Here is a 15,511-nt window from a genome sequence, read left to right as displayed (position 1 = left end):
TCAGACATGGGCTTGCTCCAGTTTTGTACGTGCGGCTTCTGTTTGGGCCACAACATCGGCCTTGATGTAGAAGTCGCGCTTGTAATTGAATGTGTGTGCAATCACTGCCACCACAAGGGCAACTGTGCTACCTGCTGCCAACCACCAAATGTGCCACACCAGAGCAAAGCCAATCACTGCGCTGATACCAGCAATCACAAAGCCTGCCGCGGTGTTCTTGGGCATGTGAATGTCCGCAAAACCGTCGGTTGGGCGCTTATAGCCATTCTTTTTCATGTCGGCCCATGCATCGGTGTCGTACACCACGGGTGTGAACGCGAAGTTGTAATCTGCAGGTGGGCTTGAAGTGGCCCATTCCAGCGTACGGCCACCCCAGGGGTCACCGGTGGTGTCGCGCAACTTGGCGCGGTCACGCCAGGTGACATAGAACTGCATGATCATGGCGGCAATACCCACGGCGATCATGGCGGCACCCAGTGCTGCGATCTGGAACCAGATTTGCAGAGAGGGATCATCGAACTGGCTCATACGGCGGGTTACACCCATCAAGCCCAACACATACAACGGCATGAAGGCGAAGTAGAAACCGACAACCCAGAACCAGAACGACACCTTGCCCCAGAATTCATCCAGCTTTACACCCAATGCTTTTGGTGCCCAGAAGTTAATGGCTGCAAAAAGGCCGAACAACACACCACCAATAATCACGTTATGGAAGTGCGCAATCAGGAACAGGCTGTTGTGCAACACAAAGTCGGCTGGGGGTACGGCCAGCAACACGCCGGTCATGCCACCAATCACGAAAGTGATCATGAAGGCGATGGTCCACATCATGGGCAACTCGAAACTAATCTTGCCCTTGTACATGGTGAACAGCCAGTTGAAAATTTTCGCACCCGTGGGGATGGAAATAATCATGGTGGTTATACCAAAGAAGGCATTCACACTGGCCCCGCTACCCATGGTGAAGAAGTGGTGCAACCAAACCAGGTAGGAAAGAATGGTAATAACAACCGTGGCGTATACCATCGAACTGTAACCAAACAAACGCTTGCGGCTGAATGTGGAAACAACTTCAGAGAACACACCAAACAGCGGCAAAATCAGGATGTAAACTTCGGGGTGACCCCAAATCCAGATCAGGTTCACGTACATCATGGAGTTGCCGCCCAGGTCGTTCGTGAAGAAGTTGGTGCCCAAATAACGGTCCATGGTCAACATGCCCAACACAGCAGTCAACACGGGGAAGGCGGCCACAATCAACACGTTCGCACACAGGGAAGTCCAGGTGAAAATCGGCATCTTCATCAGGGTCATGCCAGGGGCGCGCATTTTCACCACGGTTACGATCAAGTTCACACCCGAGAGTAAGGTACCCACCCCGGCTATCTGCAAAGCCCAGATGTAGTAATCAACCCCCACGTACGGACTTTGCAATGCACCCGACAGTGGTGGATAGGCCAACCAGCCAGTCATGGCGAATTCACCCACGAACAGCGAAGCCATAATCAACGCGGCACCCATCGCAGTCATCCAGAAGCTGAAGTTATTCAGAAACGGAAATGCCACATCGCGTGCGCCAATTTGCAGCGGGATCAGGTAGTTCATCAAACCCGTAATCAAAGGCATGGCCACGAAGAAAATCATGATCACGCCGTGGGCTGTGAAAATCTGGTCGTAATGGTGTGGCGGCAAGAAGCCCTCATTGCCATTAAACGCCATGGCCTGCTGCGCCCGCATCATGATGGCGTCTGCAAAGCCGCGCATCATCATGACCAAACCCAGCACCATGTACATGATGCCGATTTTCTTGTGGTCAATGCTGGTGAACCAGTCATTCCACAAGGTGCCCCACAAACGGTGTTTGTGAATCAGGTACAGCAGGATCAATCCACCCGTCATGGCCACAGCCAACGTGCCCATGATGATTGGGTCGTAGTATGGAATCGCGTTAAGAGTTAGCCGCCCGAATATCGGGCTTGTTTCAATTGGATACTGAGTCATAGCCATTCTTCTTGGATGAAGTGATGAGTGGGAGTGCGTCGTCGTTTGGGGCGATGGTGCACATGGCTTCGTTGATCAAAATTGCCAATTCATCGGCAGACAAACCGGTGCGGTTGCGCATGGAATCCGCCATCATTTGCGTGTCCATGCACACAGTGCCTTCCACCACGCAACGATTTACAATCGCGTGGAACAAGTTGTTTTCAACGGTCGCAAAGCGCTCTACCGGGTGTTTGGTGGTGGGCTTCTCCAGCTCAAGATACGCTGCGCGATCCAATTGTTTGCCGTACGACTTGTTGCGTGCCACCCAGTTGTCGAACTCTTCCTGACTTACGCCGTTGTACTTGAAGCGCATGTGAGAAAACCCGGCGCCACTGTAGTTCGCGGAGAAACCTTCCCAGCTTCCTTTTTCGTTAATCACGGCATTCAATGTGGTTTCCATGCCGGCCATGGAATAGATTTGGCCGGCCAGTGCTGGAATGTAAAACGAATTCATGACTGTGCTTGAAGTGATCTTGAAGCGCACAGGCACATTCACAGGCGTCACCAGCTCGTTCACCGTGGCTATGCCCTGCTCGGGATAGATGAACAACCATTTCCAATCCAGCGACACCACTTGGACCACCAAGGGCTTGTGATCCGCTGGCAGTGGTGTACTTGCGTTAATGCGGTCTAGCGGGCGATAGGGGTCAAGTTTGTGTGTGCTTACCCAAGTGACAAGGCCCAGCACAATAATAATCAGCAAGGGTGCGCCCCAAATGACCAATTCCAGCTTGGTAGAATGGTCCCACTCAGGATCGTATTCAGCCTGTGTATTGGCTTGCCGATATTTCCAGGCGAAGAAACAGGTTAGAAAGATCACTGGCACAATGATGATCAACATCAACACCGTGGACAACACGATGAGGTCAGCCTGCTGCGACGCAATGTCGCCTTTGGGATTCATCACGATGGTGTTACATCCTGCTAGCAGGAGAAGCGGCACCAACAAAAGACTTCGTTTCAGTGGCTTGAACATAATACCCAGCATGGTTAGAAAATGATTTCATGCTAATTTACTGACATGGTTGAGCCTTGGGCATTGGACATATTGTCCAAGCAAGCAGATTTAACTTTCAAGCCATTGAAAATAAAAATAATATTGTCGCAAGCAAAAGATTCGAGGAGAACTACAAATGTCCGGCACAAGCACAATTCACGCGGAACAAGGCGTTACACCGGGCCATCATGGCAGCAACAGCAACGTCACACCCGGCGAAATCGCCATTGGGGTGGTTATTGGGCGTGCTTCGGAATATTTCGATTTTTTCGTGTACGCCATCGCATCGGTACTTGTATTTCCAAAAGTGTTTTTTCCTTTTGAAGACCCTCTGACTGCAACCCTGTACTCATTCATTATTTTCTCGTTTGCATTCATCGCTCGCCCCGTTGGTACGGTTGCATTGATGATGGTGCAGCAGAAATTCGGACGTGAAACCAAGTTAACTGTGGCTTTGTTCATGCTGGGCATTTCAACAGCGGGCATTGCTTTCTTGCCAACCTATGCGTCGCTGGGTGCCGCATCGATTGTGTTGCTTGCTGTGTTACGAATTGGACAGGGTTTGGCCTTTGGCGGATCCTGGGATGGACTGCCATCGCTGTTGGCATTAAACGCCCCTGAAAAGAAACGCGGCTGGTACGCCATGCTTGGTCAGTTGGGCGCACCATTGGGTTTCATCATTGCCGCCGGCTTGTTCGCTTACCTGCTGGCCGCTCTTTCTCCTGCTGACTTTCTCGACTGGGGTTGGCGCTATCCTTTCTATGTGGCCTTTGCGATTAACGTAGTGGCTTTGTTCGCCCGCCTGCGCTTGGTAGCCACCAGCGAATATGCGCGCTTGCTGGAGGAACGTGAACTTCAACCGGTAAAGGTCACTGAAATTGTTGGTTCCCAAGGTCACAATATTTTGGTGGGCGCTTTGGCTGCCTTGGCCAGCTATGCGCTGTTCCATGTGGTCACAGTGTTCCCCTTGTCCTGGATTGCGTTAAATTCCGACCGATCCATTCCCGAGTTTTTGGTGATTCAAATCGCGGGGGCGGTGCTGGCCGCCGGTTCAGTCGTGATCAGCGGCTTGATTGCTGACAAACTGGGCCGCCGCAACACATTGGGCTTTTTTGCGATTCTGATTGCGCTATTCAGCTTTTTCGTGCCATCCATGATGGACGGTGGCGACAACGGCCAGACTGCGTTCATTCTGATTGGTTTTGTGTTGCTGGGCTTGTCCTATGGTCAAGCAGCAGGCGCGGTAACCGCCAATTTCAAGGCCAAGTACCGTTACATGGGTGCAGCGCTTACCTCGGATTTGGCATGGCTGGTGGGTGCAGGCTTTGCTCCCCTGGTGGCCTTGGGTTTGGCTGCGCATTTCGGTTTGGAATACGTTAGCTTGTACCTGCTTTCTGGCGCTGTGGGCTCATTGGCTGCGCTTAGTTTGAACCGTGCGCTTGAATTAAAGGACTGATTCTTCGCAATTCAGTGGTATCTCGATTCAGGAAGCGCTTAACCAGCGCGTTCCTGAATCCAACGGCTGCTCGTGGAAGTAGAAGATGCATATACATCAATAACTTCACGAGACATGCAACACCCGCAAGCCCCAAAATCACCCTACCCCGGTAAGCGTGCTTTGGCCATCACCATCGTGGCCATTGTGGCGCTCGCGTCTGGTTTTTTTGCCTTCCAAAACCCAAAGCCAGTCGCTCAAGAAAAACAGGTAAGCCAAATCGACGCCGGCTTCGCTCGCAGCATGATGCTGCACCACGCCCAGGCCATTCAAATGTCCATGATGATGCGCAATGCCGCATCACCCGAAATTCAAGCACTTGCACAATCTATCATCCTGAAACAAACCCGCGAAATGGGTGTAATGGAAGGTTGGCTGACCGCGTGGAAAGAACCCGTCATGGTAGATGGCGCACCTATGGCATGGGTTGAAAACGCCAAGAATGTTCGCCACCTGGACGACCAGTTGTACCAAGCCCAATGCAAGGCTGACGGTGGCGCGATGGCAGGCGTGGCCACGCCGGAAGAACTTGCTCAGCTCAACTTGGCAACTGGCACCGACAAAGAAATTCTGTTCATCAAACTGATGTTGGCCCACCACCGCGCGGCAATTCCTATGGCGTGGTTTGCAAACCGCAATGGAGAATCCAGCCTAGTGAAAGCCATGGCGGCCAGCATGGTGCGCGAACAGGGCATGGAAATTGGCTGGATGCAAATGAAACTACAACAAATCGACAAATCCTGAACCGGAGACATTCCACATCATGTTGAACAATATTCCACAATTGCGCCTGGCAATATTGCTACTACCCACGCTGATTGCAGGCTGTTTTGGGGGTTCTGGTTCCAGCAATACTGCTGCTGGCGGGCGGACCAACCCGAGCCAGGTGGTGGATGGACTAAACATTACAGCCACGCCTCAAGGTCGGTGTGGCCCAGGTTCACGCCCTGAGACAGGCATGCAGGGCCGTGTATCGCAAGCCGACCACGATGCGGGTCTGGCTGCCGCTGGATTTGCTTGCAACACACAAATGGTGGGTTCATTCGCGCCTGAACGCGTGATTGGTACAGTGGGTGGGTTTAAGGTTGAACGCTACCGCGACAAAGCGGGCCGCGATTGTGCATTTGCAGACAGCACCTTGCTGTTTCCAACAAATATTCTGGACCTTGAACTGGGTGTGAATGTGTTTGACATGAGCGACCCCACCAATCCGGTTCGCACTGCGCGGCTGATTACACCGGCCATGTTGTCACCACATGAATCGCTGGTGGTTAGCCAGGAAGGTGGCGTGCTGGCCGCCGTATTGGGCAACCCGGCTTTCGGCCCCGGTATCGTCGATATTTACGATGTATCTGAGGATTGCCGCAAACCCGTGTTGAAATCATCCACACCCTTGGGCCTGTTTGGCCATGAAAGCGGCATTTCTCCAGATGGAAAAACATTCTTCTCTGGCTCTCCGTCCACATCGACCCTGGTGGCCTTGGACATATCCAACCCCAGCCTGCCCCGCCCGCTTTGGGCGGGTCAATATTCATCCCATGGATTGTCAATCAGCCCCGACGGAAACCGTGCTTATGTGGCCAGCATTGGCGACCCGGCTGGTCTGGTGATTCTGGACATTTCAGAAATTCAGGCGCGCCAAGCGAACCCGCAAGTGCGCGAGATTTCGCGCCTGACCTGGGACACAGTGACCATTCCACAAAACGCCATTCCCTTCACCAGCAATGGAAAGCAGTATGTGATGGAAATTGACGAATTCTCCGCGGGTGGCAACTTGCCACTGCCGGTTGGCATTCACGGTGATCTGGTGGGCGCCGCCCGGATCATCGACATTTCTGATGAAACCAAACCCAAGGTCATTTCCAATTTGCGCCTTGATGTGCACAACATGGAAAACCGCGAAGAAATTGCGAACGATCCCGGCGCACAAAATCCAATCGGCGGTTATGCGGGGCACTATTGCAACATACCAACTCGCGTGAACCCCACCATTGTAGCGTGCAGCATGATTTTGTCGGGCTTGCGAATTTTTGATATTCGCGACCCAGCCAATCCGGTAGAAGTGGCTTATTTCAACGCACCCGTAAAACCACGAATCATTACCTTACCTGCGCCAGCCAGCAACTGGGCCATGTCCAGCCCTGCATTCGTGCCTGAACGAAAGGAAATCTGGTACACCGATGGCTTCCAGGGCTTTTATGTAGTTAAAGTAACCAACGACGCTTGGAAATAACAACAACTGGAAACAAGACAAATGAATTTTGAATATTTGACGCTGGAATTAGCTGATCGCGTGGCCACTGTCACCATTAACCGCCCCGACAAAGGCAATGCGCTGGCACCCGATGTACTGGAAGAAGTGACACACATGTTCAACGCGCTTGGTGCGCGGCAAGACGTGAATGTGATTGTGTTCACAGGTGGCGAACGCTACTTTTCAGCAGGCTTTGATTTAAATGAAATTCGAAAACTTGAAAAAGTAAGCAACGAAGCCTACACCGCATTGTTTCACCGGGCCTACCGCGCCATTCTGTTTTGCGAACAGCCAGTAATTTGTGCAGTGGGCGGCGCCGCAATTGCAGGTGGATTTGACCTAACCATGATGTGCGACATTCGGTACGCATCCACCCGCGCCAAATTCGGCCAGCGTGAAATCGTGTTGTCGTTGACCCCGATCATGGACCCGCTGTGGCGAATCATCGGTATGGGCCGCGCAAAAGAAGTGGCGCTGACGGGCCGAATTTATGATGCAGCAGAAGCCGAACGCATGGGCTATGTCAGCAAGGTGTTTCCTGAAGGTGAATTGCTAAGCTCGGTTGCACAAATTGCGCGCGACATGGCGCAATACGACCGTGCATGTTTGGCTGAAACCAAACGCCTTTCCAACGTGGTGCTGAATCAAGATCTGGACATGTCCATGCGCACGCAGGAATGGCTGTTCAGAAGTTACATTGGTTCAGAAGACAACCACCAGCGCATTGACGCGCTGCAAGCGCAATTGGCAGCAGCAAGAAAGGCAAAAAGCTGACCCTGATTCAACTGTAGCGCGCGAACTCTACGGGGTCGTGCGCGCAAAACAGCTCGACTTCATCGCCACTGCTTTTCACCAATTCACGCAAACGCGCCTGTGTGGCGACACGCTCGGCAGGCAATGTTTGCACAAGCTTCTCAAAGAAAGCCACACCCGCCGGCATGGGGTCCTCGTGCTTCAACGCCACCTCACTTCGGTGAAAGTATGCGTCTCCACAATGCAAAAGCCACTTGTTGCCGTTCTTCACCGCCACGCCCACATGCCCACGTGTGTGCCCAATCAAAGGCACCATCAGCAATTCAACACCAGCAATGGGTCGAATTGCCTGAAAGCCAAACCAGGTTTCCGTGGGTTTGTCGTGAATATTCCATTTGGGTTTGTGTTCGAACTGCGCTTTTCTGAATCGCAATGAATCGCGCAGGCTTGGCTTGATTGCATGACGGTGCTCAGGCTCGAACACATGCACATGTGCCTCGGGAAAATCACTCAAGCCCCCAGCATGATCCAGATCAAGGTGAGTGGGCACAATGTGCTTTACATCACCAGGCTTCAAACCCAGTGCCCTGATTTGCTCAATCGCTGTTTCTTCCATGCGCAATTGGGGAGCCAACATGGCCACAAAGCCAGCACCCAAGCGCCTTTTTGGCTCTAATACATCACCCGTACCCAAACCTGTATCTACCAGAATCAGACCCTGTTCGCTTTCAACCATCAGGCAATGGCACACCATTTCAGCTCTTTCAAAAAAACCACCACTGCCATTGATCAAGCGTTTGCAAACCGGGCACATGGTGCCGCAATTCAGGTGGTGAATTTTCATAGGTCAGGTTCCGAATAGATGGGGTAAGTTCAGTTTAAATCGCAACGCATCAACAATGCACCATGCTTCTTCAATTGCTGAGATCCTGAACCAGCAACTCAGCAAAATAATCACAGGGTGGGCGTTTCGATTTCAAACTTCGCGACAACACCACTTCGACGGGCTTCAAGGGTGGCAGGTCTTCTGCTCACGGGAATTACCTTGCTTGCATTGAGCGCAGAGATGGCAATGCAGGCTCTGGGTTGATATGCTTGGCGTGTTGTAGAAGTTTTACCCGAGGAATTCGATGATGTCTCAAGCGGCCACCCCCCTCTTCCCTCTCGCTACGGTGCTGTATCCACAGGGTGTATTAAACCTTCAGATTTTCGAGGTTCGTTATCTCGACATGATGAAAAAATGCCTGCGCGACAACACATCATTCGGTGTAGTCAGCCTGATTGACGGCAACGAAGTACGCCGCCCGGATGAACAAATTCAACTGGCAAAAATTGGTACTTTGATAAAAATTGAACACCATGAGTTTGTAACACCCACTTTGATTGAAGTATCAACAATCGGTACACAACGCTTCAAGATGGACACGGCCAGGCAAGAGAAAAACGGCTTGTGGATGGCTGAAATTCAACCCATGCCAGCCGACTCTGTGGTGGAAATTCCGAATTATTTGCAAGGCAGCGCCAATGCCTTGGCGAAGTTAATCAACACCATCGATGAACAAGGCATTTCTGAGGAACAACTGCCCTTTCGCAAACCATTCAAACTGATGGATTGCGGCTGGGTGGCCAACCGCTGGTGTGAATTATTACCACTGGACAAGCCCACCAAGCTGCAATTGCTCGCGCTCGACAACCCACTGCTTCGTCTGGAGTTGATCGATGACATTTTGCAAGAACAAGGCTTGGTCAAACCGCAATAAACTCACCGACTTTACCCTGCGGAAATCACCACTTTGCCCACCACTTTTCTGTTGAGCAAATCTTGCAAGGCCTGCGCGCCCTGCGAGAGCGGATAAACTTTGGACACCAGTGGCTTGAGTTTGCCCTGGTCAATCAGCATGAACATTTCGCCAAGGTCTTTGATAAAATCAAACAACTGGCGATTCACAAATTCACCCCAGAACACACCCACAATTGAAGCACCTTTCAGCAGTGGCAGGTTCAGCGGAATATTGGGTATTTCACCATCAGCAAAACCCACCGCCAAATATCGACCGCCCCAGCCTATGCTGCGGAATGCGGGTTCAGCGAACTTGCCGCCCACGGGGTCGAAGATCACATCAGGACCCTTGCCCGCCGTAAGTTCTTTTACACGCACGCGCAAATCTTCGCTGATGTAATTGATCAATTCATCGGCGCCGTTTTCCTTACAAACATCCAGCTTCTCGGTGCTGGATGCTGCAGCAATTACCTTGGCCCCAAGCGCCTTTGCAATTTGAATCGCTGCCAAACCAACACCACCTGCCGCACCCAATACCAAAAGGGTTTCACCTTCTTTCAACTGCGCACGGCCTTTCAGTGCGTGATATGAGGTGCCGTATGTCAAGGTAAAAGCAGCAGCCGTTTGAAAACTCATAGTCGGCGGCATGGGAATAACCTGCTTGGCTTGCACCAAGACTTTTTCTGCGAACGCACCGTGTGTGCACATTGCAATTACGCGGTCGCCCACTTTTACATTTTTCACACCCTCGCCCAGTACGGCCACCACACCAGCCAGCTCAGCACCCGGCGCAAACGGCAAAGTGGGTTTGAACTGGTATTTGCCTTGAATAATCAGCGCATCGGGAAAATTCACGCCCGCCGCTTTCATGTCAACCACTACCTGGCCAGGACCCGGTTGCGGGTCAGCCGTTTCCTGAAATACCAAGGTGCTGGGTAAACCCAGGCTATTGCACATCAATGCTTTCATTGTTTTGTCTCCGTTTTTGTATTTTATTTGGGCAGCGTTGGGTTTTGCTGAGTCAAAATTTCCTTCATCCGGGTTTCAATCACCGGAACCATGTAGCTGTGCGGAATCACATAAAAACGCTTTTCAGCAATGGCCGTGAAAGTTTCTGCCGCCATGTCTTCAGCAGTCAATTGCCCGCTTGCAATGGCCTTGCCAATTCGTTTGTTCAATTGCGCTGTCAAACCTTCAATTGGATTGGTTTGCGCCACATCACTGGGCCGGTTGCGCTCGGAATTGCCAATGCCTGTAGGTACCCAGGCCGGGCACAGCAGGGAAATGCCGATGGGCGATTGGGTCATTTGCAATTCAAGGCTTAAGGTTTCGCTGAGTGTAACCACGCCATGTTTGCTGACGTTGTATGCGGCCATACCCGGGTTGGAAACCAGGCCAGCGACAGAAGCCGTATTCACAATATGCGCTGGGCCGCCTTGGGCCTGCATGCGTGGCAAGAATTCAGAAATACCGTGCACCACGCTCCACAGGTTCACTTGCAGTATCCATTCCCAATCTGCCACGGTGTGTTCCCAGGTGGTGCGCGCCAGGGCAACGCCTGCATTGTTGAACAACAAATGGACTGCATCGAACTGCTTGTACGCTGCATCGGCCAGCGCCTTGATTTCCGCTGCATGGCGCACGTCGGTGCGAATAGCCAGAATTCGCTCGGCAGGCAAGCCAAGTTGCCTTACTGCCTGCGCAAGTGCCGTTTCGTCAATATCTGCTAACACCACATTCATACCTTGTGCAGCAGCATGCTTGGCAAAGGCCAACCCAATACCGCTGGCAGCCCCTGTGATCACAGCGGTTTTGCCCTTGAAGTTGTTCATTGATTGTTGTCTCCGTGTGTTTGTATTTTTATGGCTTCTTTCGAGCCATTTGAGATTATCAGAACAACTCGGTACGAAAAAAAGAAAACTTATGAAACACAATGAATTGAACGATAATCAAATTAGGCTTTGATCTGTAGGAAGTACACATGAACAACTCAGTGAAGAAATTATTTGAAGTGTCACTGATACTGGCACCCTTGATTCTTGGTTCCAGCGCATGGGCCGCATGCCAATACAAAACAATTTCAAACCCCCACCCCGATGGCATTGGTAAATCATACTGCGATCGCCCCATTTCAAAAGTGATGGGTTGGCAAGGCGCACCGTGGCTTGAACGCCCGCAACGCATCGAAGAAGAACGCACCGATTTGCTGATTCAAAAACTGAATTTGAAACCAGGCATGGTAGTGGGTGACATTGGCGCAGGAACCGGGCACATCAGCCAGATGATGGCCACACCGATTGCACCCAACGGTGTGGTGTGGGCGGTTGATATTCAACCGCAGATGATCAAGATGCTGCAAAAAAAAGCCGAAACCTTGCCCAAGGGTCGAATGGAAGTTCGACAGTCAGAAAGTAAATCGCTGAACCTGCCAGACCGAATCCTGGACGTGGCCATTATGGTGGATGTGTACCATGAGCTGGAATACCCGCGCGAAACACTTCAATCACTGATGAAAGCCGTGAAAAAAGGCGGACGTGTTGTGTTTGTGGAATACCGCGCGTTTGACCCCGATGTACCCATCAAACCGCTGCACACCATGAGCGTGGCGCAGGTTCAAAAAGAGGCTGAAGATTTGGGTTTGAAATACGAGAAAGCAGAAAGCCTGAGCTGGCAAAACATGATTACCTTCATCAACCCTTAAGGAATTTGTTTGCGGTTTGATGGGTCATTCAGCCAATTCAACGCGCCCTGCCCGGCAGCCAAGCCAGTTGCAAAGCAGGCGGTGAGCAGATAACCGCCGGTGGGTGCTTCCCAGTCCAGCATTTCACCAGCCACAAAGGTGCCGGGTTTGTTCTGCAACATGTAGTTGCTGTTCAAACTTTCAAAGCACACACCACCCGCAGTGCTAATGGCTTCAGCAATGGGCCGAACGGAATGCACGGTGATTGGTAACGCTTTGATCGTTGAAACCAGTTTGTCGGTATTTTTAAAGTCTTCTTTGCACAGAACTTCATGCAGCAAGGCCAGTTTCACACCTGCAAGTCCCAGCTTGCTTTTGAAGTAACTCGACATGGATTGGCTGCTGCGTGCAAGGCCTGCTACTTCAGTGCGCACCCGTTCAACAGGTCGCCCCGGTAATAAATCCAGCGTAAAAGTTGCGCTGCCTTGCGCATTCAAACGCTGGCGAATTTCTCGTGAATAGGCATAGATCAGGCTTCCCTCTACACCGTGCTGGCCAATCACCATTTCACCTTGGCGCTCACTTTCATTGCCGTGCAAGTCAGTGAACTTCAAGGCCACCGACTTCAAAGGTGCGCCAGAAAATTTTTCGCGCAGGTAATCACTCCACTTCACTTCAAACCCGCAATTGGCACTTTCCAGTTCAGCGACTTGCACACCCATGCCGCGAAGCAAAGGCACCCAAGCCCCGTTCGAACCCAGTTTGGGCCAGCTTGCGCCGCCCAGAGCCAACACGGTGGCTAGTGGCGAGAACTCGCGAACACCGCCGGGTGTTGAAAACATCAACTGCCCCTTTTCCCCCCAACCTTGCCAAACATGGCGCACATGCATGCGCACGCCAAGGCTGCGCAAACGATGTAACCATGCTCGTAACAAAGGTGCCGCCTTCATTTCTTTCGGAAACACCCGGCCCGACGTGCCTACAAAAGTTTCAACGCCCAAGCCATGCACCCACTCACAAAGCTTTTCAGGAGTCATTAAGTTAAGTGTGGGTTGCAGCGGCTTTTGCTTGTCTGCATAGCGTTTACAAAACTGCGCATACTCTTCACTGTGGGTAATGTTCAAACCGCCAATGCCAGCCAATAAAAACTTGCGCCCGAATGAAGGCATGGAATCGAACAGATCCACCTGAACACCCGCATCCGCAAGTACCTCAGCCGCCATCAAGCCAGCGGGGCCACCGCCAACAATGGCCACAGTTACATGCGATAGTTCAGACATACAAAGCTTGTTTAATTGGAATCGGTGTTGCGAAGGGGCTTAAGCAGATGGCTTAAACCGTTGTGATCAATTTCCTGCATCAAGGCCAGCAAACGGCCTATTTCGCCTTTCGGAAAACCTTCGCGGGCAAACCAGTTCAGGTAATTGCCGGGCAAATCGGCCAGCAACTTGCCTTGGTGTTTACCAAAAGGCATTTTCATGGTGACCAGCTTTTGAAGATCTTCAGCGTTCATGCTCACAATTATAGAACACGCAGTTCGCACAAGCTGACTGGTGTTTAGATTTGCACCCGGGTACCCAATTCAACCACCGCGTTCAGCGGCAATCTAAAGAAGTCGACTACACCCCCTGCATTTCGGCTCATCGCTGAAAACAGTTGTTCTCGCCACTTGGCCATGCCCGAACCTGCGGTGGGCACCACAGTTTCGCGACTTAAAAAGTATGTGGTCTCGAACAGCGAAATGGGTAAACCCGTTTCCTGAGTTAACTCAAGCGCGTCTGGAATGTTAGGTGTGTTCATGAAGCCGTAGTGAACAGTTACTTGCCAGAAGTTTTGTCCAAGTGCCTTCACCTTCACGCGGTCTTTGGTGCCTACCCAAGGCACGCTGTGAAACACCACCGTCAAAATAATATTTCTAGCGTGTAGCACCTGGTTGTGCTTCAAGTTGTGCAGCAAAGCCATGGGCACCTTTTCAGGATCTGCAACGGGGTACACCGCCGTGCGTTCAGCCCGGTTAATTTGTTCAGAATTTAAGGTGGGCAGAAAGTCACATAAATTAATACCGTCTTTTTGAATGCTTTGTATCAGCAACTTGCGACCGCTCCACCAGGTCGACATGACCACAAACAAGCCCAGGCCCAGCACAATTGGAAACCACCCACCGTCAAGCAATTTTAGTGCACAACTAACCACCAGCAACACATCAATCAAAATGAAGAAGATGGTGGCACCGACAGAAAGCCAGGCTGGCAGGCCCCAACTGTGGCGAATTACAAAGTAAGTCAGCACTGTGGTGATCAGCATGGTCAAAGTCACTGCAATGCCATACGCACCTGCCAGGTTAGAAGAGTTTTGAAACAACAACACGGCCAGCAGTACACCTGCCAAAAGCAACCAGTTCACGGCGGGCATGTAAATTTGCCCGGATTCTTTCGCCGACGTGTAGTGAATTTTCATGCGCGGCAGAAAACCTAGTTGTATGGCCTGTTTGCTCATGGAATATGCACCGGAAATAACAGCTTGTGAGGCAATAATGGCGGCCATGGTGGCCAGGCACAAAGCAGGAATAACCCAGGTTTCGGGGAAAGAGCGATAAAACGGATTTTCAATGGCAGACGGATCTGCAATCAACAACGCGCCCTGCCCCAAATAATTCAAGGCCAAACATGGAAACACAAGAAACGTCCATGCAAAGCGAATCGGCTTTTTACCGAAGTGCCCCATGTCGGCATACAGGGCTTCTGCACCAGTCAATGCAAGCACAATTGCACCCATGGCTGCAAACAAGGCCCAACCGCGTTCAAGCACAAACTGAACACCATGAACAGGGTTCAGTGCAGCCAGAATTTGCGGTGCGTTCACTATGTTGACCACACCCACCATACCCAAGGTAACAAACCACAACACAATAATCGGGCCGAAAAATTTACCCACCACCGCCGTGCCGTGCCGCTGAACTGCAAACAAGCCAATCAATATCATGATGCTCAGTGGAATAATATAGGGCGTCAACGTGGGGGTGATCAACGTTAATCCTTCCATCGCTCCCAACACTGAAATGGCCGGTGTAATCACGCTGTCGCCGTAAAAAAGCGTTGCGCCAAACACGCCAATCAGCAACAACACGGTTTTCAGCATGGGCTTTTTCCTGACTGCTTCTGAGGCCAGCGCAGTCAGTGCCAATCCACCTCCTTCACCGTTGTTGTCCGCTTTCAAAATCAGGATCACGTATTTGAGTGTGACCACCAGCATCAATGCCCAGAAAATGACGGAAATTGCACCAGTCAGGTTTTCCGGATTCAGAGGCACGCCTGAATTTTCGCCAAACACTTCCTTAACGGTATACAGCGGGCTGGTGCCAATGTCACCGTACACAACGCCAATGGCACCCAATGTCAGTGCCGCAAGGCCAGCGCGGCTTTGTTCGGTTTTTTCAGTCTGGTTCGTGGTCATGGCGGGTCTGTAAAGTAAACACAGACTGCATAGTGCGCCGCAACATATCAGGA

At 51.5% G+C, this 15,511-nt stretch carries 14 protein-coding genes and 1 pseudogene; 6 read left to right on the top strand and 9 right to left on the bottom strand.

The features are described 5' to 3' along the window. A complete protein-coding gene (gene cyoB, locus NSP04_RS08920) occupies window positions 1-2,004 on the bottom strand; it encodes a cytochrome o ubiquinol oxidase subunit I (RefSeq protein WP_257511981.1) in 2,004 nt (667 codons plus the stop codon). Continuing rightward, window positions 1,985-3,022, bottom strand: coding sequence for a ubiquinol oxidase subunit II (cyoA, locus tag NSP04_RS08915; protein WP_257511980.1), 1,038 nt, complete (start codon window positions 3,020-3,022; stop codon window positions 1,985-1,987). The genes cyoB and cyoA overlap by 20 nt, the downstream gene beginning before the upstream one ends. 157 nt (window positions 3,023-3,179) lie before the next feature. On the opposite strand from cyoA, the gene NSP04_RS08910 reads away from it, so the two are divergent. From NSP04_RS08910 to NSP04_RS08895, 4 genes are all read left to right on the top strand, one after another. Then, a complete protein-coding gene (locus tag NSP04_RS08910) occupies window positions 3,180-4,499 on the top strand; it encodes an MFS transporter (protein ID WP_257511979.1) in 1,320 nt (439 codons plus the stop codon). Window positions 4,500-4,613: 114 nt separating this feature from the next. Further along, the gene (locus tag NSP04_RS08905) at window positions 4,614-5,282 is read left to right on the top strand and encodes a DUF305 domain-containing protein (protein WP_257511978.1); all 669 of its coding nucleotides are present in this window, start codon (window positions 4,614-4,616) and stop codon (window positions 5,280-5,282) included. Between the two features lie 19 nt (window positions 5,283-5,301). Next, complete coding sequence (locus NSP04_RS08900; RefSeq protein ID WP_257511977.1) at window positions 5,302-6,771, top strand: LVIVD repeat-containing protein; 1,470 nt, start codon at window positions 5,302-5,304, stop codon at window positions 6,769-6,771. Window positions 6,772-6,792: 21 nt separating this feature from the next. Continuing rightward, window positions 6,793-7,566, top strand: a complete 774-nt coding sequence (locus NSP04_RS08895; protein ID WP_257511976.1) for an enoyl-CoA hydratase/isomerase family protein — start codon at window positions 6,793-6,795, stop codon at window positions 7,564-7,566. Between the two features lie 7 nt (window positions 7,567-7,573). On the opposite strand, the gene NSP04_RS08890 is transcribed toward NSP04_RS08895, so the two are convergent. Both NSP04_RS08890 and NSP04_RS08885 read right to left on the bottom strand, forming a co-directional pair. After that, window positions 7,574-8,389 (bottom strand): MBL fold metallo-hydrolase, encoded by an 816-nt coding sequence (locus tag NSP04_RS08890; protein ID WP_257511975.1) that lies wholly within the window; start codon window positions 8,387-8,389, stop codon window positions 7,574-7,576. 70 nt (window positions 8,390-8,459) lie between these two features. Then, window positions 8,460-8,567: pseudogene (locus tag NSP04_RS08885) on the bottom strand (LysR family transcriptional regulator); the annotation flags it as partial. Window positions 8,568-8,675: 108 nt separating this feature from the next. Between NSP04_RS08885 and NSP04_RS08880 the strand changes: the two are divergent. Beyond that, window positions 8,676-9,305, top strand: coding sequence for an LON peptidase substrate-binding domain-containing protein (locus tag NSP04_RS08880; protein WP_257511974.1), 630 nt, complete (start codon window positions 8,676-8,678; stop codon window positions 9,303-9,305). 11 nt (window positions 9,306-9,316) lie between these two features. Here the strand turns inward: NSP04_RS08880 and NSP04_RS08875 are convergent, their stop codons facing one another. Together NSP04_RS08875 and NSP04_RS08870 are read right to left on the bottom strand one after the other, a co-directional pair. Next, on the bottom strand, window positions 9,317-10,294 hold the full coding sequence (locus NSP04_RS08875) for an NADPH:quinone oxidoreductase family protein (RefSeq protein WP_257511973.1): 978 nt from the start codon (window positions 10,292-10,294) through the stop codon (window positions 9,317-9,319). Between the two features lie 23 nt (window positions 10,295-10,317). After that, on the bottom strand, window positions 10,318-11,157 hold the full coding sequence (locus NSP04_RS08870; protein ID WP_257511972.1) for an SDR family NAD(P)-dependent oxidoreductase: 840 nt from the start codon (window positions 11,155-11,157) through the stop codon (window positions 10,318-10,320). A gap of 149 nt (window positions 11,158-11,306) precedes the next feature. Between NSP04_RS08870 and NSP04_RS08865 the strand changes: the two genes are divergently transcribed. Then, window positions 11,307-12,026: a class I SAM-dependent methyltransferase gene (locus NSP04_RS08865; protein WP_257511971.1), complete on the top strand. Its 720-nt coding sequence runs from the start codon at window positions 11,307-11,309 to the stop codon at window positions 12,024-12,026. On the opposite strand, the gene NSP04_RS08860 is transcribed toward NSP04_RS08865, so the two are convergent. From NSP04_RS08860 to NSP04_RS08850, 3 genes are read right to left on the bottom strand one after another with little or no spacing between them, the layout of a single operon-like run. Continuing rightward, entirely contained in the window at window positions 12,023-13,285 is a 1,263-nt protein-coding gene (locus NSP04_RS08860; protein WP_257511970.1) for a TIGR03862 family flavoprotein, read from the bottom strand. The two genes, NSP04_RS08865 and NSP04_RS08860, sit on opposite strands and share 4 nt — an antisense overlap. 11 nt (window positions 13,286-13,296) lie before the next feature. After that, complete coding sequence (locus NSP04_RS08855) at window positions 13,297-13,518, bottom strand: DUF3820 family protein (protein WP_257511969.1); 222 nt, start codon at window positions 13,516-13,518, stop codon at window positions 13,297-13,299. A gap of 44 nt (window positions 13,519-13,562) precedes the next feature. Then, the gene (locus NSP04_RS08850) at window positions 13,563-15,458 is read right to left on the bottom strand and encodes a potassium transporter Kup (protein WP_257511968.1); all 1,896 of its coding nucleotides are present in this window, start codon (window positions 15,456-15,458) and stop codon (window positions 13,563-13,565) included. Window positions 15,459-15,511 lie beyond the last annotated feature (53 nt).

The organism is Limnobacter parvus, from assembly GCF_024623725.1.
In the GTDB taxonomy this organism is placed as follows: Bacteria; Pseudomonadota; Gammaproteobacteria; order Burkholderiales; family Burkholderiaceae_B; genus Limnobacter; species Limnobacter parvus.
Note: the sequence above shows the minus strand (reverse complement) of the source record. Positions and strands in the feature narration are given on the sequence as shown.